This is a genomic window from Kitasatospora sp. NPDC001132, assembly GCF_053598415.1.
The window spans coordinates 69,470-90,832 of record NZ_JBSFKF010000018.1 but is presented as its reverse complement, the minus strand read 5'-3'; the positions used below and the strand labels follow the sequence as shown (position 1 = coordinate 90,832).

General features: G+C 75.4%; 14 protein-coding genes. 6 read left to right on the top strand and 8 right to left on the bottom strand.

Annotation, left to right across the window (positions count from 1 at the left end; genetic code table 11):
• Positions 1-183: 183 nt before the first annotated feature.
• Positions 184-1,143 carry a LysR substrate-binding domain-containing protein gene (locus ACWDBE_RS23520; protein WP_449790505.1) on the bottom strand — a complete coding sequence of 320 codons (960 nt, stop codon included), beginning with the start codon at positions 1,141-1,143 and terminating at the stop codon, positions 184-186.
• Between the two features lie 129 nt (positions 1,144-1,272).
• On the opposite strand from ACWDBE_RS23520, the gene ACWDBE_RS23515 reads away from it, so the two are divergent.
• Positions 1,273-2,028: an SDR family oxidoreductase gene (locus tag ACWDBE_RS23515; protein WP_449808966.1), complete on the top strand. Its 756-nt coding sequence runs from the start codon at positions 1,273-1,275 to the stop codon at positions 2,026-2,028.
• Between the two features lie 87 nt (positions 2,029-2,115).
• Positions 2,116-2,709: an ester cyclase gene (locus ACWDBE_RS23510; RefSeq protein WP_449808965.1), complete on the top strand. Its 594-nt coding sequence runs from the start codon at positions 2,116-2,118 to the stop codon at positions 2,707-2,709.
• Positions 2,710-2,819: 110 nt separating this feature from the next.
• Here ACWDBE_RS23510 and ACWDBE_RS23505 read toward each other — a convergent pair whose 3' ends face one another.
• On the bottom strand, positions 2,820-6,407 hold the full coding sequence (locus tag ACWDBE_RS23505) for a hydantoinase B/oxoprolinase family protein (RefSeq protein ID WP_449808964.1): 3,588 nt from the start codon (positions 6,405-6,407) through the stop codon (positions 2,820-2,822).
• 199 nt (positions 6,408-6,606) lie between these two features.
• Here ACWDBE_RS23505 and ACWDBE_RS23500 point away from each other — a divergent pair, with 199 nt between their 5' ends.
• The gene (locus ACWDBE_RS23500) at positions 6,607-7,764 is read left to right on the top strand and encodes an NAD(P) transhydrogenase subunit alpha (RefSeq protein ID WP_449790501.1); all 1,158 of its coding nucleotides are present in this window, start codon (positions 6,607-6,609) and stop codon (positions 7,762-7,764) included.
• Positions 7,765-7,789: 25 nt separating this feature from the next.
• On the opposite strand, the gene ACWDBE_RS23495 is transcribed toward ACWDBE_RS23500, so the two are convergent.
• The 3 genes from ACWDBE_RS23495 to ACWDBE_RS23485 all read right to left on the bottom strand — a co-directional run bounded on the left by ACWDBE_RS23495 (position 7,790) and on the right by ACWDBE_RS23485 (position 11,944).
• Positions 7,790-9,004: a flavodoxin family protein gene (locus tag ACWDBE_RS23495; protein ID WP_449808963.1), complete on the bottom strand. Its 1,215-nt coding sequence runs from the start codon at positions 9,002-9,004 to the stop codon at positions 7,790-7,792.
• A gap of 153 nt (positions 9,005-9,157) precedes the next feature.
• Positions 9,158-11,689, bottom strand: a complete 2,532-nt coding sequence (locus ACWDBE_RS23490) for a cation-translocating P-type ATPase (protein WP_449808962.1) — start codon at positions 11,687-11,689, stop codon at positions 9,158-9,160.
• A gap of 12 nt (positions 11,690-11,701) precedes the next feature.
• Positions 11,702-11,944: a DUF1918 domain-containing protein gene (locus tag ACWDBE_RS23485; protein WP_449790497.1), complete on the bottom strand. Its 243-nt coding sequence runs from the start codon at positions 11,942-11,944 to the stop codon at positions 11,702-11,704.
• 261 nt (positions 11,945-12,205) lie between these two features.
• Between ACWDBE_RS23485 and ACWDBE_RS23480 the strand changes: the two genes are divergently transcribed.
• Positions 12,206-12,823, top strand: coding sequence for an Rv1733c family protein (locus tag ACWDBE_RS23480; RefSeq protein ID WP_449808961.1), 618 nt, complete (start codon positions 12,206-12,208; stop codon positions 12,821-12,823).
• 57 nt (positions 12,824-12,880) lie between these two features.
• Here the strand turns inward: ACWDBE_RS23480 and ACWDBE_RS23475 are convergent, their stop codons facing one another.
• Positions 12,881-15,247 (bottom strand): glycoside hydrolase family 65 protein, encoded by a 2,367-nt coding sequence (locus ACWDBE_RS23475; RefSeq protein ID WP_449808960.1) that lies wholly within the window; start codon positions 15,245-15,247, stop codon positions 12,881-12,883.
• Between the two features lie 175 nt (positions 15,248-15,422).
• Here ACWDBE_RS23475 and ACWDBE_RS23470 point away from each other — a divergent pair, with 175 nt between their 5' ends.
• Both ACWDBE_RS23470 and ACWDBE_RS23465 read left to right on the top strand, forming a co-directional pair.
• On the top strand, positions 15,423-18,143 hold the full coding sequence (locus ACWDBE_RS23470) for a bifunctional acetate--CoA ligase family protein/GNAT family N-acetyltransferase (RefSeq protein WP_449808959.1): 2,721 nt from the start codon (positions 15,423-15,425) through the stop codon (positions 18,141-18,143).
• A gap of 198 nt (positions 18,144-18,341) precedes the next feature.
• Positions 18,342-19,442 (top strand): D-TA family PLP-dependent enzyme, encoded by a 1,101-nt coding sequence (locus tag ACWDBE_RS23465; RefSeq protein WP_449808958.1) that lies wholly within the window; start codon positions 18,342-18,344, stop codon positions 19,440-19,442.
• 309 nt (positions 19,443-19,751) lie between these two features.
• Here ACWDBE_RS23465 and ACWDBE_RS23460 read toward each other — a convergent pair whose 3' ends face one another.
• Both ACWDBE_RS23460 and ACWDBE_RS23455 read right to left on the bottom strand, forming a co-directional pair.
• A complete protein-coding gene (locus ACWDBE_RS23460; RefSeq protein WP_449790492.1) occupies positions 19,752-20,321 on the bottom strand; it encodes a TetR family transcriptional regulator C-terminal domain-containing protein in 570 nt (189 codons plus the stop codon).
• Between the two features lie 51 nt (positions 20,322-20,372).
• Entirely contained in the window at positions 20,373-21,233 is an 861-nt protein-coding gene (locus tag ACWDBE_RS23455; RefSeq protein ID WP_449790491.1) for an enoyl-CoA hydratase/isomerase family protein, read from the bottom strand.
• Positions 21,234-21,363 lie beyond the last annotated feature (130 nt).

The following is a 21,363-nucleotide window of genomic DNA, read 5'->3' as shown; positions in this document are numbered from 1 at the left end:
CGCGCTGGCAGGATGGCCCGGCGGCGCCGGACGCGCCGGGGGTCCGTCTCTTCCACTGTCCTCTGCGGGGCGGGAAGCTTCGAGAGGACGTACGCCCCTCGGGCCGGGCCTGGTCGGCCGCCGTACCGGGGCCGTTCGGCCCAGGAGCCGATGTGGAGGCGCGCGGGTGGGTACCGGGCGTGATCAGGCGTTCGGCGCTGTGCCGGGACCGCCCGGCCCGTCCGGCGCGGCCCCGGCCGACCGGCCGGGGCCGGCGGGGTCCACCCGGGCCCGGCGGGCCAGGAGGTCGGCGAAGGCCACGGTGAGCGGGTCCGGGCGGGTGCGGGTGTAGGCGGTCAGGGTGCGCAGGATCGGGGGTGCCGGGCGCAGCAGGGCGCCCTCGAAGTGGGCCGGGACGATGTTGGCGGGCACCAGGGCGGGGCCGAGCCCGGCCGCGGCGAGCAGCGGTGCGGCGGAGGTCTGCTCCGCGCGGATCGCCGCCCTGGGGTGGAAACCGGCCCGGGCGCAGACCTGGTCCAGGAGATCGGCGAGGCCGTTGTCGGGGGCGTAGTGGACCCAGTCGCGGTCGGCGAGTTCGGTCAGTTCGACCGTGCCGGTGGGGCGGTCGGCCAGTGGGTCCTCGGCGGGCAGCACGACGGTGAACTCCTCGACGCCGAGCTCCCGGATCGGCCCCTCCCAGCCGGTCGGCGTGGGCCCGATGGCGAGGTCGGCGCGGCCCGCGAGCATGGCCTCCTGGAGCCGGTCGGTGTGGGCGTACTCGCGCAGCCGGATCCGCACGCCGGGGTGGCGGCGGTGCCAGTCCCGGAGCACCGGCGGCAGGATGCCGAGGCTGACCGAGTAGACGACGGCGACCTCCAGTTCGCCCTCCTCCAGCCCGGCCGTCCGGCGGGCCGCCGTGTGCAGGCGCTCGGCCTCGGCCAGCGCGGCGCGGGCGTGCGGCAGGACCGCCCGGCCCATCGGGGTGAGCCGTACGGAACGCGGCAGCCGTTCCAGCAGCGGGCCGCCGAGGGTGCCCTCCAGGGCGCGGATCTGGTGGGAGAGCGCGGGCTGGGTGACGTGCAGTTGTTCGGCCGCCCGGGTGAACGATCCGGTGTCGACCACGGTGGTCAGGTACTCGAGCTGCCTGAGCGTCGGCGTTGCCATGAACGGATTTTATCGCTGGGGTAGAAAACAAGCCTTGGACTCATCACGGGCGGCCGGGAGAGGGTCGTGGTGTGGCCGCCGCGGGAAACAGCGGGCGGTCTGATTCCCCGACGATCCCAGGAGTTCTCCATGTCCGTTTCCGCCTCCGCACCCGGCACCACGTACCCCCCGGCCTCGCTCCAGGGCCGACGGCTCGTGGTCGTCGGCGCCGGCTCCCGCACCGGGCGGGCCCTGGCCAAGGCGGCCTCGGCGGCCGGCGCCTCCCTGGTGCTGGCGGGCCCGGACCCGCGCAAGCTGGAGTGGACGGCCGGCGAGCTGACCGGGCCGTCCGAGGTGATCGCCCTCGACATCGCCGACGAGCGGTCGATCGCCGACTTCGCGGCCCGGGTCGGCCGCTTCGACCACCTGGTCTCGACCGCCGCGATGCCCGCCAACGGCCCCCTGCGGGAGCTCGAGGCGGCCGACGTGCAGCGGGCGTTCGCGGCGAAGGTGATCGGCCCCCTGCTGCTGGCCAAGCACCTGGTCGGGCAGGTCGCCGAGAGCGGCTCGTTCACCTTCTTCTCCGGCGTGGCCGCGTGGCGCCCGGCGCCGGCGCGCACGGTGATGGCCACCACCAACGGCGCGCTGGCCTTCCTGGTGCAGGCGCTGGCGGTCGAGATCGCGCCGGTCCGGGTCAACGCCGTCTCTCCCGGCATCGTCGACACCGGCTCCTGGGACGGCCTGGGCGCCGACAAGGAGGCGTTCCTGCGCGGGGTCGCCGAGCGCAATCCGGCCCGGCGCGTCGGCACCCCGGAGGACCTGGTCAAGGCGGTCCTCTACGCCGTCGACAACCCGTACGTCACCGGCACGGTGCTGCACGTCGACGGCGGCGGCCGGCTCGCCTGAGCCGCGGCCGCGGCGTCTTCTTCCCCGTCCTTCTCCCGGCACGCCCGGCCCCCGGGCGTGCCCACCCCGATCCGAGGAGCTGTTCCCATGCGCTCGCGCACCCTGATCCGTACCGCCGCCGTCCTGGCGGCCGTGGCCGCCCTGGCGGGTGGCACCGCCGCGGCCGCCCCCGCCCACGACTCCGACCGTGACTGGCCGCAGCGCCTGGTCGACCGTTCGCCCGGCCTCGTCCAGCCGAAGGCGCTCACCGCGGACCGCTCCATCGGCGCCCGGCGAGCGGCCCAGGAGGTCCACCTGGCCCAGCAGTTGTACACCTTCTGGAACACCGGGCAGCAGCGCTACCTGGATGCGGCGGTCAGCCCGCGGTTCCGGGACAACACCCTGCCGCCGGGCCGTCCGCAGGGCCCCGCCGGGCCGCTGTTCGCCTCGAGGAACTTCCGCGCCGCGGTGCCGGACCTGACCTGCGAGCTGTCCGACCTCCTCGTCAGCGGCGACAAGATCACCGCCCGGCTGGTCTTCCGCGGCCACTTCACCGGCACCTTCGACGGCGTGCGGGGCCAGGGCCAGCGCGTCGAGTTCAACGCCATCGACATCCAGCACGTCGGCACCGACCGGATCACCGAGGACTGGCACATCGAGGACAACGCGACGCTGCTTGCCCAACTGGGCGTCCACGCCTGACGGCTCGCGGCAGCCGGCCGCGTTCACCGGGCGAAGGCGGTCACCGCCTCGGCGGCCCGGCCGGTCCCGGCGCCGACCGGCCGGATCGGGTCAGGGCCGGGCGGATCGCCTCAGGCCGGGCTGCCGTGGCCGCCGCCGCCCGGTGTGCGGATCTCCAGGGCGTCCCCGGTGGCGAGCTCGGTGCTCCCGCAGCCGGGCAGCTCCTCGACGGTGCCGTCCGCGCGCAGGACCCGGTTGTCGCCGAGGGCGCCGGGGGAGCCGCCGTCGAGGCCGTACGGGGGGACCCGGCGGTGGCCGGTGAGCAGGCTGACCGTCATGGGCTCGCGGAAGCGCAGCCGACGCAGCGCGCCGTTGCCGCCGTGGTGGCGCCCGGTGCCGCCGCTGCCGGGGCGGACGGCGAACTCCTCGACCAGGACCGGCAGCCGCCACTCCAGGACCTCGGGGTCGGTGAGGCGGGAGTTGGTCATGTGGGTCTGGACGGCGTCCGCCCCGTCGAAGTCCGGGCCGGCGCCGGAGCCGGAGGCGATGGTCTCGTAGTACTGGTGCTCCGCGTTGCCGAAGCTCAGGTTGTTCATCGTGCCGGAGCCCTCCGCCTGCACACCGAGTGCGGCGTAGAGGGCGCCGACGATGGCCTGGGAGGTCTCCACGTTCCCGGCGGCGACGGCGGCGGGGTACTCGGGGGCGAGCATGGAGCCGGGCGGCACGACGATCCGCAGCGGGCGCAGGCAGCCGTCGTTGAGCGGGATGTCGTCGGCGACGAGCGTGCGGAAGACGTACAGGACGGCGGCGGTGACGACGGCGGAGGGCGCGTTGAGGTTGCCGTCGAGCTGGGGGGAGGTGCCGGTGAAGTCGATGACGGCGCCGCGCTCCCGGCGGTCGACGCGCACCGAGACGGCGATCACGGCACCCGAGTCGGTCTCGTAGCGGTACGTGCCGTCGGTCAGGCCGTCGACGGCGCGGCGCACCGCCTGTTCGGCGTTGTCCTGGACGTGCCGCATGTAGGCCTGGACGACGTCGAGGCCGAAGTGGTCGATCATCGCGTTGACCTCGTCGACGCCCTTGCGGTTGGCGGCGATCTGGGCGCGCAGGTCGGCGAGGTTGGTGTCCGGGTCGCGGGACGGGTACGGCGCCTCGGTGAGCAGCCGGACGGTCTCCTCCTCGCGCAGCCGCCCGTCCACCACCAGCGGCCAGTTGTCGAAGAGCACGCCCTCCTGGTGGATCTCGCGGCTGTCGGCGGGCATCGAGCCGGGGGCGGTGCCGCCGATCTCGGCGTGGTGGCCGCGGGAGGCGACGAAGAACAGCACGTCCTTCCCGTCCGGGTCGAAGACCGGGGTGACCACGGTGATGTCGGGCAGGTGGGTGCCGCCGTGGTACGGGTCGTTGACGGCGTAGGCGTCGCCCGGGCGCATCCGCGGGCCCTGCCGGCGGAGCACCTCCTTGACGGTGGTGCCCATCGAGCCGAGGTGGACGGGGATGTGCGGGGCGTTGGCGACGAGGTTGCCGTCCGGGTCGAAGAGCGCGCAGGAGAAGTCGAGCCGCTCCTTGATGTTGACCGACTGGGCGGTGGACTCCAGCCGGGCGCCCATCTGTTGGGCGATCGCCATGAAGAGGTTGTTGAAGACCTCCAGCAGCACCGGGTCGGCGGTGGTCGGCACGGCCTCCTCGGCGGTGGCGCCGACCTGTTCGACCAGCAGGTGCCCGGCGGCGGTGACGGTGGCCTTCCACCCGGCGTCCACCACGGTGGTGGCGTTGGCCTCGGCGATCACGGCCGGGCCGGTGACGGTGTCGTCCGCGCGCATCGACTCCCGCTCCAGCAACGGGACTTGGCTCCACGCGCCGCCGGTGTACAGGCGGACGGAGGCGGGCTCGGCCGCGGTGCCGGCGGGTTCGGCCGCGGCGCCGGCGGGGCAGAGGGCGTCGAGTGCGGGCTGTTCGGTCAGGCCGGTGCCCTCCACGGCGAGGGCCTCGACCACGAGCGGGCGGTCCATCAGGAAGGAGTAGGTGGCCCGGTGCCGCTCCTCGAACTCGGCCCGCATGCCGGCCGGTTCGCCCAGTGGGACGCCGATCGTGGTGTCGGTGCCCTGGTAGCGCAGCCGGGCCCGGTGCGCCAGCCGGATCCGTTCCCGTGGGACGCCCTGGTCGAGCAGCTCGCCCGTGGCCGTCTGCGCGAGTTCGTCGGCGAGAGCCCGTACCGCGGCCATCTCCTCCTCGGCGAGCGGCCGTTCGACGGCCCGCTCGCGCAGGACGGTGGTGTCGGCCAGGCCGATGCCGAGGGCGGACAGCACCCCGGCCATCGGCGGGACGAGGACGGTGCGGATGCCGAGTGCCTCGGCCACCGGGCAGGCGACCTGGCCACCCGCGCCGCCGAAGGTGGTCAGGGCGTAGCGGGTGACGTCGTGGCCCTGCTGGACGGAGATCCGCTTGATCGCGTTGGCGATGTCGCCCACCGCGATCCGCAGGAAGCCCTCGGCCGTCTCCTCCGCCGAGCGGCCGCCGATCTCGTCGGCCAGTTCGGTGAAGCGGCGCCGGGTCAGGTCGGTGTCGAGCGGCTGGTCGCCGTCCGGCCCGAAGACGCGCGGGAAGTGCCCGGCCTGGATGCGGCCGAGCAGCAGGTTGGCGTCGGTGACGGTCAGCGGCCCGCCGCCCCGGTAGCAGGCCGGCCCCGGGTCGGCGCCGGCAGAGTCCGGTCCGACCCGCAGGCGGTCGCCGTCGAAGCGCAGCACCGAGCCGCCGCCCGCGGCGACGGTGTGGATGGCCAGCATCGGTGCCCGCAGCCGGACTCCGGCGACCCGGGTGGTCACCACCCGCTCGTACTCGCCCGCGAAGTGCGACACGTCGGTGGAGGTGCCGCCCATGTCGAAGCCGATCACCCGGTCGTGGCCCGCCAGTTCGGACATCCGCACCATGCCGACGATGCCGCCGGCCGGGCCGGAGAGGATCGCGTCCTTGCCCCGGAAGTGGCCGGCCTCGGCGAGGCCGCCGTTGGACTGCATGAACATCAGCCGGACACCGGCGAGTTCCTCCGCGACCCGGCGGACGTAGCGGCGCAGGCCCGGGTCGAGGTAGGCGTCGACCACGGCGGTGTCCCCGCGCGGCACCAGTTTCATCAGCGGGCTCGCCTCGCTGGACAGCGACACCTGGTCGAAGCCGAGCCGCTCGGCGAGCCGCCCGATCTCCTGCTCGTGGGCGGGGTGCAGACAGCTGTGCAGGCAGACCACCGCGACCGAGCGGATGCCGGCGTCCAGGCAGCCGTGCAGGTCCTCGGCGAGCCGGTCGAGGTCGGGCGGGCGCAGCACCTCGCCGTCGGCGGTGATCCGTTCGTCCACCTCGACCACCCGGGCGTAGAGCGGCTCGGGCAGGACGATCTCGCGGGCGAAGATCTCCGGCCGGTCCTGGTAGCCGATCCGCAGCGCGTCCGCGAACCCGCGGGTGACGCACAGTGCGGTCGGCTCGCCGGTGCGCTCCAGCAGGGCGTTGGTGGCCACCGTGGTGCCCATCCGGACGGAGTCGACGAGGGCTCCGAGGTCGGCGCCGGGCGGCAGCAGGGCCCGGATCCCGGCGACGGCCGGGTCGCGGTAGCGGGCCGGGTCGTGCGAGAGCAGCTTGCGGGTCAGCAGCCGGCCGTCCGGAGCCAGCGCGACCACGTCGGTGAAGGTTCCGCCCCGGTCCACCCAGAACTGCCAGCCCCTGGCTGCCATGACCGGCTCCCTCCGCCCTGCCGCGCGGCGTTCCGTGTGCGCGCGGCGTTCCGTGTGTGCGTGGTGTCCGGATGCGCGTGCCGTCCGGATGCGCGTGGTGGTGCGCGCACGAGTGGCCCCGCGCACGAGTATCCGACCGGGCGAACGACCCGGGCAAACGGGACATACTGGGCGGGAGGGCCGACCCCTGGAGGCAGCGTTGACGGCCACGACGGTGGGGGTGCTGCGCGAGACCGTGCCCGGTGAGCGCCGGGTGGCCCTGGTGCCCGACCTCGTCCCGGCCGTCGCTCGACTCGGTGTGACCGTCCTGGTCGAGTCCGGAGCCGGTGCACCGGCCGGCCACCACGACGCGGAGTTCCGCGCCGTGGGCGCCACCGTCACCGGTCGCGCCGAGCTGCTGCGCCGTGCCGACGTCCTGCTCGGCATCCACCCGCCGAACGTCGACCCGGCGCGCGAGCTGCGGCCCGGGCAGGTGCTGGCCGCGCTGCTGCGGCCGCAGCGGATCCCCTACCTGGTCCGGCAGTGGGCGGACCGCGGGGTGACGGCGATCGGCCTGGACCTGGCGCCCGACCTGCCCGCCGCCTACCCGCTGGACGCCGGGGCCTCCCAGGCCAGGGTGGCCGGGTACCGGGCGGTGCTGCTCGCCGCCGGCCGTCTGGGCCGCTGCCTGCCGCCCTGGGGCACGACGGACGGCCTGTTCGACCCGGTCCGGGTGCTCGTGGTCGGCGCGGGCCCGGCGGGTCTCCAGGCGATCGACACCGCCCGCCGTCTCGGCGCCCCGGTCGACGCCGTCGAACCGCGCCACCGCGAGCGCGCCGCGGCCGTGGCCCTGGGCGCTCGGCTCTCGGACCTGCCCGGGCTGCGCCCGGTCGCGGACGAGGGGGAGCCGGGTGAGTCGCTCGACCGGGACCGTTCGGCCTGGTCGGCGGCGCTGGCCGAGGCCGTCCTGCGGTACGACCTCGTGGTGACGGCCCTCGCCCTGCCGGGCCGGCCGCCGCCCGTCCTGCTGCACGGGGCGACGCTCGCGCGGCTGCGGCGCGGCTCGGTGCTGGTGGACCTCGCGGCCGGCCCGGAGGGCGGCAACGTCGAGGGCGTCCCGCCGGGCACGACGACGGCGGGGGCCGGGGGCGGGGCCACGGTGATCGGCGCGGCGGACCTCGCGGCGCAGGCGCCCGGAACGGCCTCGCGGGCGTACGCCCACAACGTGCTGGCGCTGCTCGACCGGCTGACGCGCACCGGTCGGCCGGGCGCGGATCCCGTACTCGGCCCGATGCTGGTGACCGACCGGGGCGCCGTACGGCACGAACCCACCGCCCGGCTGCTGATGGCGGCGACCGCCGTCGCCGGTCTTCCCTGAGGGGTTCAGACCGCGTGCGAGGGGTTCAGACGGCGTGCGAGAACAGCCCGGCGTGCCGGGCGATCGCCCCGGCGCGGTCGGCGCACTGCTGGTAGCAGCACGACAGCAGCACGAGGTCGGTGACATCGACCGGATCGCCGCCCTGCTCGCCGAGCAGCAGCTCGTACAGCAGCCGCTGCCGCTGCCCGAGCTCGTGCATCCGCGTCAGCAGGTCCGCGACGTCCTCCGGCGAGCCCGACTCCAGGGCGTCGGCGGAGCGGGCGACCAGGTCCAGCGCAGCGTCGGCGATCCCGATCAGGGGCGCTCGCAAGCGTTCGTCGAACGGCTCCCGCTCCTGGCGCGCCCAGGCCGCCTCCAGCAGCCGCAGAGCCAGCCGACCGAGAGCCTCCACCTCGCATCCCACGTGGACGCCGACCACGATTGCGGCCCGGCCGCCGGGCGTCGCGGCGGCGTCCTCCTCGACGCGGGTGAGCAGTTCCGCCAGGGCCTTCTCCGCGGCGGTGATCCCGGCGCCCCCGTCGGCCGGGTCCGTGAGTGCGGCCGTCGCGCCGCCCAGCGCGGTGTTCGCCAGCCGTACCAGACCGGCCAGCTCGCCGACCAGGGCGCGGCGCCCGGTTCCTCCGCCGTCGGACATCCCGTCGTCTCCTGTCCTGCGGCCCCTCGACCAGTCTCCCTCCGGTGCGGCGAGGGCGCCTCGGCGCGGGATCAGACCAGGCTCGCGCCCCCAGGCGCGGGCACGGTCGAGTTCACCGGTGCGCAGCGGCCCGTCGTTGTCCTCCACGATGAAGCCCTCGGGTTCGACGACCACGTCGTAGCGGTGGTGGGAGAGCCGGTGGGCGATGCCCTTGGCCGCGCCTCCGGCCCGGGGCGTGTCGATGCGGGTGTCGAACGCGGCGGCATGGGTGCCGGACTCGGTCTCCGGGAGGTCGTGGAACCAGGCCCGCAGGCCCGGACCCTCGACCGTCTCCCGCGCCTCGGCCGCCTTCTCGTCCGCGCCCTCCTTGTGCCCCTCGGCCGTGGCGGCCATCCGGCGGCTGAGCCCGGAGGACATGCCGTGCATGTGGGTCGGGCCGCCGACCACCAGCAGGTCCGCGGTCCGGGTGACGTCGGCGCGGGCCTCGGCCACCGGGATGCAGTCGACGGCCGCCCCGGGATCGGCCTGGTGCACGCCCTCGGCGATCGCCTCGGCGACCTCCCGGGTGTTGCCGTACATGCTCTCGTACACGATCACGGTGTGCATGGTCTCCACCTTCCGTCGTCTCCAGTCTTGCGCCCGAATTCCACCGCCGACTTGGGCCGTTCGGCCCGGACCGGTCGGCGGGACGGGCACGTCCGCGCAGGCCGGTGGCGGACGGGCCGGGACGCCGCCGGCCGGGCCCGGCCGACGGGGACGTCAGTCTCCGGGCCCGTACAGCCGGGCGGCCGCGAAGCCGACGAGTCCGGCGGCCACGGGGGCGGCGAGGTCGGCCCAGCCGAGCGGTTCGGTGGCGAGGACGTCGCGCAGGAAGGGCAGGTAGAGGGCGGCCACGGCGAGGGCGGCGGAGGCGAGGACGGCCAGCGGGAGGAAGGGGTTCGCGCGGGTCAGCAGCCGGTCGCGCAGGCCCAGGACGGTGCCGAGCTGGGCGGCCAGCAGGGCGAGGAACAGGACGGTCTGCCAGGGCCGGTCGTCGTCGTGGGCCCGGAGCGCCGCGCCGAGGGACGCGGCCGCGACGACGAGGCCGAGCAGCAGCACCCGCTGCCAGACGCCGGAGCCGAGGATGTTCTGGTCCGGTGGGCGCGGGGGCCGGGACATCGCGCCGGGGGAGACCGGCTCCGCGCCCATGGCCACGCCGGTCAGGCCGTGGGTGAGCAGGTTGATCCAGAGGATCTGGCCGGCGCGCAGGGGCAGGGCGAGGCCGAACAGCGGGCCGGCCAGCATCACCAGGATCTCGGCGCCGCCGCCGGCCAGGCCGAAGACCAGGAAGCGGCGGATGTTGTCGTAGACCCGGCGGCCCTCCTCCACCGCGCCGACCACGGTGGCGAGTTCGTCGTCGGCGAGGACCAGGTCGGCGGCCTGGCGGGCGACCTCGGTGCCGCGCCGACCCATGGCCACGCCGATGTCGGCCTGCCGCAGGGCGGGGCCGTCGTTGACGCCGTCGCCGGTCATCGCGGTGACGGCGCCCCGGGTGCGCCAGGCCTGGACGATGTCGACCTTCTGCCGGGGATCGGTGCGGGCGAACACCCGGGTACCGGTCGGGTCGGTGACCGCGCCGGTGACGAGGTCCCGCCCGGTCGCGACCGCCCCGGCTCCGGCGGACGCGTCCAGCAGCCCGATCCGGACGGCCAGGGCGCGGGCGGTGGCGGGATGGTCGCCGGTGATCAGGACAGGCAGGATGCCGGCCCGGCGGCAGGCGGCCAGGGTGGCGGCCGCGGACGGCTTGGGCGGGTCGGCCATCGCGGTCAGGCCGAGCAGCCGCATGCGGTGCTCGGCCGCCTCCGGAGGGTCGGGCACGTGGTCGACGTCCCGCCGCGCCACGGCGAGCACCCGGTAGCCCTCGGCGGCGAGGTCGGCGGCCGCGTGCCGGGCCCGTTCCAGCAGCTCCGGGGGCTCGGCGAGGACGACGGGGTCGAGGACGGCCTCCGGGGCGCCCTTGAGGCAGGCCGACAGGGTGCCGTCGGGCCCGCGGTGGAGGGTGCTCATCCGTTTGCGGGTGCTGTCGAACGGCGTCTCGGCGACCCGGGGGAGGTCGGCCCGCAGCCGTTCGTGGTCCAGCCCCGCCTTGCCGGCGGCGGTCAGCAGGGCGGCCTCGGTGGGATCGCCGAGGGCCCGCCACTCGGTGTCCCCCTCCGCGGGCGGGCGCAGCTCCGCGTCGTTGCACAGGACGGCGGCGGTGAGCAGCGCATCCGCTTCACCGGGGGCGGCCCCGTCGATCCGGACCTCGCCCGCGGGCCCGTAGCCGAGGCCCGTCACGGTCGCCGTGGAGTGCGGCGTCCAGAGGCGCTCGACCACCATCCGGCCCTCGGTGAGGGTGCCGGTCTTGTCGGTGGCCAGCACGGTGACCGAGCCGAGCGTCTCCACGGCCGGCAGCCGCCGGACGACGGCGCGGCGGGCGGCCATCCGGCGGGCGCCGAGGGCGAGGGCGAGCGTGACGACGGCGGGCAGCGACTCCGGCACCGCGGCGACCGCCAGGCTGATCGCGGTGACCGCCATCTCGCCGGGCGGCTGGTGCCGGACCAAGCCGAGGACGAAGACCAGCGCGCACAGGCCCACGGCCACCGCCGCCAGCACCCGGCCGAGCCCGGCCAGCCGCCGCTGGAGCGGGGTGGGTTCGGGCCGGGGGCGCAGCAGCGCGGCGATCCGGCCGAGCGCGCTGTCCGCGCCGGTGGCGGTGACCCTGGCCATGGCCCGGCCGCGCAGGACGACCGTGCCCGCCCACAGCACGCCGTCCCCGGCCTCCTTGGCCACCGGCAGGGACTCGCCGGTCAGCATCGACTCGTCGAGCAGCAGGGCGGCGGCATCGAGGATCCGGGCGTCGGCCGGCACGATGTCCCCCTCGGCGAGCGCCACCACGTCGCCCGGGACGACCTCGGCCGAGGGCACCTTGCGCGGTTCTCCGTCGCGCACCACCCGGGCCGCCGGTGCGGAGAGCCGGGACAGCGCCGCGACGGCGCTCTCCGCCCGGACTTCCTGGACCACGCCCACGGTGGTGTTGACCACGATCACCAGGGCGATGACCACCGCGTCCGGGTGGTCGCCGATGGCCAGCGTCAGGGCGACGGCCGCGAGCAGCACGGTGATCAGCGGGTCGCGCAACTGGGCGACCACCCGGGCCCACAGCGGTACCCGGCGGTCGGCGGCGACCTCGTTGCGGCCGTGCTCGGCGAGCCGTCGGGCGGCCTCGGCGCCGGTCAGCCCACGCGTGCGCGGATCGACGGTGACGGTCACGAGGGCGGCCCGTCAGTCGGCGAACAGGTGCGGGTTCGGCGGTACGCGGTCCGGGGCGGCGGGCTCGTGGGCGAAGTGGTGGATCCGGGCGTCCGGCCCGGGGAAGTACTCGGTGACCCGGTCGTCGTCGGACCAGCGGACGTCGTACGGCGGGCTGCCGTCCGGGTGGTGCAGGCCGACGATCTCGCCGTCCCTGCGGGCCGCGCCCGGCCGGGTGCCCTGGACGATGATGCGGTCTCCCACGGCGGCTTTCATGCCCGCCTCCCTGGCTCGGTGCGGGGCCCGGGCCCGTGGCCCCGGCCGTTCGTACTTCCATGGCACCACCGAACGAGCGTTTCGGCAGGGGCCGGACGGTCCCCGGGGACGGGACCGGGCCGGCCCGGTCCGGGACCAGCGGCCGGTGGACCGCGGCCCGGGGGCCCAGAGGAGCAGGGCCGTCAGGCCCTCGGCGGCGGCCGGCGGGCCCGGAAGACTGATCGGTGAGACAGAGCCGTTCCGGCACCGAGGAGACGCGTCATGTCCGCCGCAGCCGCCACGCACAGGCGTCCCGCCTCGCACACGACCCTGCGCGGGCACGTGCGCCGGGCCGCCGGTCGGGACCACAACCCGCTCTGCCGGCCGGTCGACCGTGCGTACAGCCGCCTGGTGGCGTCGGCGGTCCTGACGGCGCTCGCCTCCATCGTCCTGGCGGCGGTGGCGGCGCTGCTCGTCCACCACGTGGAGACGGCGGACGCGCGGGACGCCGCCCGCGACCGGCACGTCGTCACCGCCGTGACCACGGGCCCGGCCCAGTCGGTCGACCCGCGTGCGGGCCGCGTGCGGGAGCAGGCCCCGGCCCGCTGGACGTACCCGGTGGGGCCGGAAGCCGGCCAGGTCTCCGTGCCGGCGGGCACGCCGGCCGGGACGGCCGTGGCGGTCGGGCTGAACGGCGCCGGGCAGCCGGTCGACGCGCCCCGGTCGGGCGAACTGATCGTCGCGGACGCCGTCCTGGCGGGCCTGGGCACGGTCCTGGTGCTCGCGCTCGGGGCGGACGGCTGGTTCGCGCTGCGCCGACGCCGGTTGGACCGCCGGGCCGAGCGGGACTGGGAGTCCGCATGGGAGCAGGTGGAGCCGCGCTGGTCCGGGCGGCGGTGAGCGGGCCGCTTCCGAGGTCGCGTGTTCCGGGACCGCGTCTTCCGAGGGCCCCGTCGCTCAGAGGTGGAAGAGCCTCGCCTCGCCGGGCCGGACCGTTGCCGTGCTGCCCCGCAGCCGGATCCGGACCGGCTCCTGACGGTCCTCGCGCAGGCTGACCGTGACGGTGCGGCGGTCGACGGCGATCGTGAGGCCCCAGTGGCCCCGGTAGCGCAGGTCCAGCTCCAGCCGGCCGAGGGCGGAGGGCAGCCGGGGATCCAGCCAGAGGGCGTCCTCGCGGACCTCCAGGCCGGTGTAGCAGCGCTGCAGCAGGTCCACGGCGCCTGCCATGGCGCCCAGGTGGACACCCTCGGCGGTGGTGCCGTGCTGGCTGTCCCTGAGGTCGGCGACCAGGGCGTCGCGGAAGTGGTGCCAGGAGGCGCGGCGGTCGCAGCGGGTGAGCACCCAGGCGTGCACCACCGAGCTGAGGGTCGAGCCGTGGACGGTGCGCCGCAGGTAGTAGTCGGTGGTGCGGCGCAGCAGTTCGTGGCCGGCGGGGTGGCCGAGGCGGCGCAGCAGGTCGCGGACCTCGCGGGCGGAGAAGAGGTACCAGAGCATCAGCGCGTCGGCCTGTTTGGAGGCCTTGTAGCGGTTGACGGTGTCGCCCTCGGCCTCCATGATCCGGTCGAGTCGGCGCAGGTCGGGGTAACGGCGCCGGTAGGTGGGCCAGTCGAGTTCGGCGAGGCGCTCGTAGCCGTCGAACTGGCTCAGGACGCCGTCGTGGAACGGGACGTGCAGGTGTCGGCCGACCTCCTGCCAGCGGTCGAGCTCGGCGGCGTCGAGCGCCAGGCGCTCGCGCAGCTCGTCGCGTCGGTAGCCGGGCAGGACGTCCAGGGCGTCCTGGGCGCGGGCCAGCACCCAGGAGGCCAGGACGTTGGTGTACGCGTTGTCGTCCAGGCCCGGCCGGGTCTCCCACGGGTAGGCGTCGTGGTACTCGTCGGGGCCGACCACCCCGCGGATGGACCAGCGCCCCCGGGTCGGGTCGTGGACGGCGGCGGAGGACCAGAACCGGGCGATCTCCAGCAGCGTCTCGGCGCCGGCGGTGGCGAGGAAGTCCCGGTCCCCGGTGGACTGGTAGTACTGCCAGATGTTGTACGCGACGGCGGAGCCGACGTGCCGCTGGAGGTGGCTGTGGTCGGGCAGCCAGCGGCCGGACAGCGGGTTGAGGTGCAGCCGCTGGGACTCCTCGCGGCCGTCGCGGGCGCTCTGCCACGGGTAGACCGCGCCGCGCAACCCGAGGGCCCGGGCCTGGCGTCGGGCCGCGTCGAGGCGGCGGTGGCGGTAGCGGAGCACGGCGCGGGCGAGTTCCGGGAAACGGAGGTTGAGCAGCCGCAGGACGAACAGCTCGTCCCAGAAGACGTGCCCCCGGTACGCCTCCCCGTGCAGCCCCCGGGCCGGGATGCCGACGTCCAGGTCGACGGAGTGCTCCGAGTAGGTCTGGAGCAGGTGGAACAGGTTCAGGTGCAGCGGGCCGGCCCCGTCGAAGTCCGCCTCGATCCGGCAGCGGCGCCACAACTCCGCCCAGCGCAGAGCGTGTTCGGCGAGCAGCCGGTCGAACTCCCCGGCCTCGGCGGCGAGCAGCCGGGAGGCGAGCAGCGGAGCCTCGACGGCCCGGTCGCGGGAGGTGTGCACGGCTACGGTCTTCGTCACGGTGACGGGGCGGTCGGGGGTGGCCTCCACGGTGAGGAGGTGGGCCGCCCACCCGTCGCGGACCTCGGCCGTCCGGGCGTGCTCGCGGTCGGCCTCGGTCCGGGCGCACAGGGCGATCCGCAGCGGCGAGTTGACCGTGTCGGCTTCGAGCCGGAGCAGACCGCTCTCGTCCACCCCCTGACCGGCCGGGACGAGGTGGCGTTCGGCCAGCCCCCGGTAGCGGGCGACCCCGGCGTTGGCGACGCGGCCGTCCAGGCCCGAGCGGACCTCCAGCGGGCCGGACCAGTTCTCCGGGGTGAGGATGCTCTCCAGTGCCAGCAGGTGCGGCCGGGCCTGGCTGGCCAGGCGGCGCTGCACCAGGCGGGTCCGCCGCCCCTGCCCGTCGACCACCAGCGCGGTGCGGGTCAGCAGCCCCCGGCGCAGGTCCAGCTCCAGCGTCTGCTCGGCGGGCGGGCCGGCGAACCACCCACCGCCCGCCGGGCGGAAGGTCAGCGGCAGCCAGTTCGGACAGTTGACCAGGTCCTCGTTGGCCACCAGGTGTCCGGCGGCGACGACTGACTCCGCACGGTCGTAGCAGCCCGCCAGGTACGTCCCCGGGTAGTGCACCCCGTCGGCGGCCGACTCCGGCGCGGCGCCCCGGCTGACCACGTAGCCGTTGCCGACCGCGCACAGCGCCTCGCGCAGGCCCTCCTCCACCGGGTCGAAGCCCCGGTAGCGGAGGGTCCACGGGTCCGGCATGTCGGGATACCCCCTGGGTGGGTCTGCTGCCACGACCTGACCTCCGTGCCGACCGGCCTGCCTCCAGTCTGCGCACGGCGCCGCCGGGCCGCCGCCCGACCGGCCCGGGCCGGTCGGCCCTTCCATCGGCCGGGGGTGGGCGTGGAGCCTGGGAGACGGAGACAGGAGGTGTGCCATGTCCACCGTCCACCCGCTCGGCGGCGCCGAGGCCCTGCTGGCCGACGGCACGACCGTCGAACTCCGGCCGCTGCGGCCGGACGACCACCCGGCGGTGCTCGACCTGCACACCGCCGGGATGTCCGAGGAGAGCCGCCGGCTGCGGTTCTTCGGCGTCAGCCGCAACGCGCCGCGGCAGGCCGCCGACCGGCTGTGCGGGCCGCCGCGCACCGACCTGCTGGCGCTCGGCGCCTGGGTGGGGGAGGAACTGCTCGGAGAAGCGGACTGCGAGCTGATGGACGACCCGCCCGAGACGGCCGAACTGGCCCTCGCGGTGGCCGACCGCTGGCACCACCGGGGCGTCGCCACCCTCCTGCTGGAGCACCTGGTGCACGCCGCCCGGGCCGTCGGCGTCCGCTTCTTCGAGGCCGACACCCTGGGCGGCAACCACGCCGTCCACCAGGTCTTCGCCGACCTCGGCCTGCCCGTCGAGCGCCGGTACGCGCAGGGCGAGGTCAGGCTCCGGGTGCCGCTGGACGAGGGCGACGAGCGCTACCGCTCGGCAGTGGACGAACGCGGGCGCACCGCCGACCTGGCCAGCCTCGCCGCGCTGCTGCGCCCGGCCTCGGTGGCGGTGGTCGGGGTGTCCCGGCGGGAGGGCTCGGTCGGCCGGACCGTCTTCGGGAAGATCCGGCGGGGCGGTTTCGCCGGTGCGGTGTGGGCGGTCAACCCGCACGCCGGCGAGATCGACGGCGAGACCTCGTACCCGTCCGTCCGGGTGCTGCCCGCCGTGCCGGACCTCGCCGTGCTGGCCGTGCCCGCCGGCGCCGTCCCCGGGGCGGCCGAGGAGTGCGGCGCCGCCGGGGTGCGGGCCCTGGTCGTGCTCACCTCCGGGCTGGGCGCCGAGGAGGCCCGCGGGCTGATGCGGGCCTGCCGCCGGCACAGCATGCGGCTGGTCGGACCGAACAGCCTCGGCATGGCGCAGACCGACCCCGCCGTCCGGCTGGACGCCGAGTTCGGCGGCGCCTTCCCGCGGCCCGGCAGCGCCGGGGTCGCCGTGCAGAGCGGCGGCGTGGGGATCGCCCTGCTGTCGCGGCTGGCCTGGCTGGGCATCGGCGTGTCGAGCTTCGTGTCGCTCGGCGACAAGTACGACGTCAGCGGCAACGACCTGCTCCAGTGGTGGGAGGCCGACGGCCGCACCGACCTCGCGCTGCTCCACCTGGAGTCCTTCGGCAACCCGCGGGCCTTCGCCCGCACCGCCCGCCGGGTGACCAGGAGAGTCCCGGTCCTGACCGTCGACGCCGGACGTTCCACCGCCGGGCGCCGGGGCGCCGCCTCGCACACCGCGGCCGCCGCCACCCCGACCGTCACCCGGGAGGCGCTGTTCCGGCAGGCGGGCATCACGGCCACCCGCAGCATCGACGAACTCGTCGAGGCGGCCGCCCTGCTGCGCTCCCAGCCGCTGCCGGCCCCCCGCGGCGCGGTCGCCGTGGTCTCGAACGCCGGCGGCATCGGCATCCTCGCGGCGGACGCCTGCGCCGAGGCAGGCCTGGAACTGCCGGAGCTCCCGGCGGAACTGGGCGAACTGCTGCCGCCCGGAGCCTGCGTCCGCAACCCGGTGGACACCACGGCTGCCATCGGGCCGAACGAACTCACCTTCTTCCTGAGGGCGTTGGAACGCGAGGAGGCCGTCGACGCGATCCTGGTGTGCCTGGTGCCGACGGCGCTGGGCAGCACCCCCGCCCAGGACCCGGTGCGCGCCCTGCTGGAGGGCCCGGCCCGGCGCCGCGTCCCGATCGCCGCCGTGCTGCTCGACCAGCAGGTGCCCGTTCGCTACCGCACCTGCGCCGACGGCGGCGTGCTGCCCGCCTACTCGGACTCCGTCGCCGCCGCCCGGGCCCTCGGCCACGCCCGGGACCGCGCCCGCCGGCTCGCCGAAGCCCCGTCCCCGCCCGCCGACGCCCCGGACTGCGACCGCCGCGCCGCCCGCAGCCTGATCGACGGCCACCTCACCGCCCACCCCGACGGCGGCTGGCTCGACCCGCTGTCCACCGCCGACCTGCTGGAGGCGTACGGGCTGCCGCTGACCACCTCGGTGTGGGCCCGCGACGAGCATACGGCGGTCGCCGCCGCGCGCGGGCTGCGCTGGGTCGGGCACGACCACGAGGTGGCCCTGAAGGCCTACTGGCCCGGGCAGCTGCACAAGAGCGCGCTCGGCGCCGTCCGCACCGGGCTGGGCGCCGAGGACGAAGTGCGCGACGCCTACCGCGAGTTCGCCGAGCGGTTCGGTCCGCAACTGGCCGGAGCGGTGGTCCAGCCGATGGCGGCGCCCGGTGTCGAGCTGCTCGCGGGCATCGTCCAGGACCGGGTCTTCGGGCCGCTGGTGGTGCTCGGGGCGGGCGGCACCGCCGCGGACGTCCTGGCCGACCGGTCCGCCCGGCTCGCCCCGCTGAGCGAACGCGACCTGACCACCATGGTCGACGAGCTGCGCAGCGCGCCGCTGCTGTCGGGCCACGCCGGGGCGCCCGCCGTCGACCTCACGGCGGTCCGCTCCGTCCTGGCCCGGCTCTCCCGCCTCGCCGACGACTTCCCGGAACTCGTCGAGGTCGATCTCAACCCCGTGATCCTGCGCCCCGACGGCGCCGTCTGCGTGGACGCCCGGGTGCGCCTGGAACGCCGTCCGTCCTTCGACCCCTACCTGCGCAGGCTGCGCCGCCCGGCGGCCGCCGAAGGGGAGTGAGCCCGGCGACGCGCGGCCCTCACCGTGCGGCCGTACGCGCCCCAGCCCTCGGCCGTCGACGGAGCCTGGCAGCCCCGGCCCTGTTGCCCGCCGCCCGACCGGTCCCGGGACCCGCACCGAGTCGGCGCGCCGGCATGTGGCAGATTTGCCCGTGCCCGCGCGCCCGCACGGGCGTGGTCCGAGACGACGAGGAAGCCGATGACCAGAGTCCCCGAGGACGTCGACACCCCGGACATCGTGGTCGAGCTGGACGTGCTCCGGCGCAACGTCGACCGCATGGCGGCCGGGCTGCGGGCCAAGGGCCTGCGGCTGCGTCCGCACGCCAAGACCCACAAGATGCCGGAGATCGCCGAGTTGCAGCTCGCCGCAGGGGCCGTCGGGCTGACGGTGGCGACCATCGGGGAAGCCGAGGTCTTCGCCGAGCACGGCGCCACCGACCTCTTCATCGCCTATCCGCTCTGGATCGGCCCCCGTCAGGCGCAACGGCTGCGGCGGCTCGCTGCCGGGGCCAGGATCGCGATCGGAGCGGACTCCGCGGAAGCCGTCGGGGCAGCCGGTCGGCAGCTGGGCGACGCGGCCGGTGACATCGAGGTCCTGGTGGAGATCGACAGCGGCCACCACCGCAGCGGTGTCCTCCCGGCCGCGGCCGTGGCGGTGGCCCGCGCGGCCGCCGCCGCCGGGTTCCGGGTCGGGGGGGTGTTCACGTTCCCGGGCCACGGCTACGCGCCGGACATGCCCGAGCAGGCGGCGCGGGAGGAGGAGCAGGCCCTCGGGCGGGCCGCCGAACTGCTGACCGCGGCGGGATTCGACGTCACCCGGGTGAGCGGCGGATCCACCCCCACCGCTGAGCTGGCGGGAACCTCGGCGATCACCGAAGTACGGCCGGGCGTCTACGTGTTCGGTGACGCCCAGCAGCTCGAACTCGGACGGTGCGCGATCGCGGACATCGCGCTGACGGTCGCGGCGACCGTCGTCAGCCGTCACGAAGGAGACGGCACCGCACCCCGGCGGATCGTCCTGGACGCGGGCAGCAAGGTCCTCGGCGGCGACCGGCCCGCGTGGGCCACGGGCTTCGGCCGGCTCATGGACGAGCCCGACGCCCGCATCACGGCCCTGTCCGAGCACCACGCCACCGTGGTCTGGCCCGACGGCGGCGACCTGCCCGCCCTCGGCGAGCGGCTGCGGGTGATCCCCAACCACGTCTGCGTGGCGGTCAACCTCGTCGACGACGTCGCGGTCGTCAGCGGCGGCGAGGTCGTGGGCCGCTGGCGCGTCGCCGCACGGGGCCGGAACTCCTAGCTGGAGAGACGCGGGAACGAGCCGGGTCAGCAGCCGGGTCGATCTTGCCCGATGCTCACGGTCGCCGACCTCACCGAGGCCATCGGCTTCATCAACGACCGCGACAAGCCGCTGGCCGTCTACGCCGTCACCGGGAACGACACCACGAAGTCCCGGATCACGGCCGAAACCTCCTCCGGCACCGTCAACGTCGGCAACTGGTTCGGCCGCTACTCCCTGGAATCCTTCAGCCACCGGAAGACGGCCTTCGACGTCCCGCTGAACCGACCCGGGTACGGCCGGCGTCCGTCCCCGGCGCCGGCCGCCGGGTCAGGCGGTCAGCGAATCGAACACGGTGAGGAAGTCGTCCAACGGCGCGCTGCCGCGGACGACCTTCGCCTGCATGGCCGCCCCCTCCCACGCGCTCACCAGGAATCGGGCCAGGACCGCGCTGTCCACCTCGCTCGCCAGAGTCCCGGCCGCGCTCGCCTCGTCCAGCGCCGAGGCGAGCGCGGAGGCCCAGCGCCCGAGCCGGTTGCCCACCTCGTCCCGGACCGCGGGGCTCTGCGTGGACAGCTCCGCCCCGAAGTTGCCGAACATGCAGCCCCGAGCGTAGTCGTACCGCTCCAAGTCCGCGATCAGGTAGGCGAAGTGGCCGCGGATGCGTTCGACGGGAGGAACGGACTTGTCGGCGAGCATGTCCAGCCCGCGCGATGCGGCGTAGCGGCGCATGACCTCGACGGCCATGGCTTCCTTGCTGTCGAAGTGGTTGTAGAACGAACCCTTCGGGGTGCCGGCGGTGTCGGTGATGTCCTTGATGCCGACGCCGTTGAAGCCGTGCTCGTGGAAGCGATCGTGCGCGGCTTCGAGCAGATGTTCGCGCATGCTGGGACGCGGCACGGTGCACACTCCTTCTGTCGTTCTCAATATGTCCGGTCGTCTTTCAATATGTCAAGCAGTGCGGTCGGCGTCGGGCCAGTGGGGGAGCTGTCCGACGGCCTCACCCAGGTCGGCCTCGAGGTCGCCGGGTGTCTGGAGGCCCAGGCGCGCGAGGCGGTCCAGGCGCTCGCGCGTCTGAGGCAGGGCGACGAGGCTCTGGAAGACGGCAGCGTCGGAGCGGACCTGCGCGGGCTCTGCCAGCGTGAGATCGCCGATGGCGCGTTTGGTGGCCCTGACTCCCTCGGGCGGGAAGCCGGCGATGCGCTTGGCCAGCCGCTCGACGAAGCCGTCCAGCTCGTCGTCGGGCAGGGCGCGGTTGATCCAGCCATAACGCTCGGCGAGGTCCGCGTCGAAGTCGTCCGCGCCCACGATGGCCTCGACGGCCCGCGCCCGGCCCAGTCGCCGGGTCAGGTGCTGAATGCCGCCGGCGCCGGGCAGGGCGCCGGTTCCGACCTCGAACTGTCCGAAGACCGCGTTCTGTCGCGAGGCGAAGATCATGTCGCAGGCCAGGGCCAGCTCGTTGCCGCCACCGCGGGCCCGGCCGCGCACCTTGGCGATGGTGATCACCGGGACCCGCGCCAGCCTGTGCAGGAACATGCCGAGCGAGGCGTCGCCCGGGCCGCCGGCCTTCGCGGCCTCGGCGGTGTACTGCGGAACGGCCGCAAGGTCCACATGTGCCGAGAAGTACTCGGGAGAGGCGCTGTCGAAGACGATGACCCGCACGTCGCCGGGGTCCGCGTACAGCGCGTCGACGAGCCCGGCCAGGGCGCGGACCAGGTCGACGCCGATCAGGTTGAGCGGGCCGGCATCGAGGGTGGCGAACAGGACGCCGTTCTCCAGCCGGGTGCGGATCGAGGGGTGGTCGAAGGTCATGATGGCTCCCAACGGTTCGTGGATGCCGGGCAGTTGCCGCCCGATCCGGCCGCGCGAGCTCGCGGCGGAGTTCCTTGACACTACCAAGACGACCGGCCATATTTATGTCCGGTCAACGGCCGTACCCGCC

Excerpts from the sequence above, each read along its gene's own strand:
- ACWDBE_RS23505 (WP_449808964.1), bottom strand. The coding sequence starts at position 6,407 with ATGGCAGCCAGGGGCTGGCAGTTCTGGGTGGACCGGGGCGGAACCTTC.
- ACWDBE_RS23475 (WP_449808960.1), bottom strand. The coding sequence starts at position 15,247 with ATGCCGGACCCGTGGACCCTCCGCTACCGGGGCTTCGACCCGGTGGAG.
- ACWDBE_RS23470 (WP_449808959.1), top strand. The coding sequence starts at position 15,423 with ATGTCCACCGTCCACCCGCTCGGCGGCGCCGAGGCCCTGCTGGCCGAC.
- ACWDBE_RS23495 (WP_449808963.1), bottom strand. The coding sequence starts at position 9,004 with ATGCACACCGTGATCGTGTACGAGAGCATGTACGGCAACACCCGGGAG.
- ACWDBE_RS23520 (WP_449790505.1), bottom strand. The coding sequence starts at position 1,143 with ATGGCAACGCCGACGCTCAGGCAGCTCGAGTACCTGACCACCGTGGTC.
- ACWDBE_RS23480 (WP_449808961.1), top strand. The coding sequence starts at position 12,206 with ATGTCCGCCGCAGCCGCCACGCACAGGCGTCCCGCCTCGCACACGACC.
- ACWDBE_RS23510 (WP_449808965.1), top strand. The coding sequence starts at position 2,116 with ATGCGCTCGCGCACCCTGATCCGTACCGCCGCCGTCCTGGCGGCCGTG.
- ACWDBE_RS23455 (WP_449790491.1), bottom strand. The coding sequence starts at position 21,233 with ATGACCTTCGACCACCCCTCGATCCGCACCCGGCTGGAGAACGGCGTC.
- ACWDBE_RS23515 (WP_449808966.1), top strand. The coding sequence starts at position 1,273 with ATGTCCGTTTCCGCCTCCGCACCCGGCACCACGTACCCCCCGGCCTCG.
- ACWDBE_RS23465 (WP_449808958.1), top strand. The coding sequence starts at position 18,342 with ATGACCAGAGTCCCCGAGGACGTCGACACCCCGGACATCGTGGTCGAG.
- ACWDBE_RS23485 (WP_449790497.1), bottom strand. The coding sequence starts at position 11,944 with ATGAAAGCCGCCGTGGGAGACCGCATCATCGTCCAGGGCACCCGGCCG.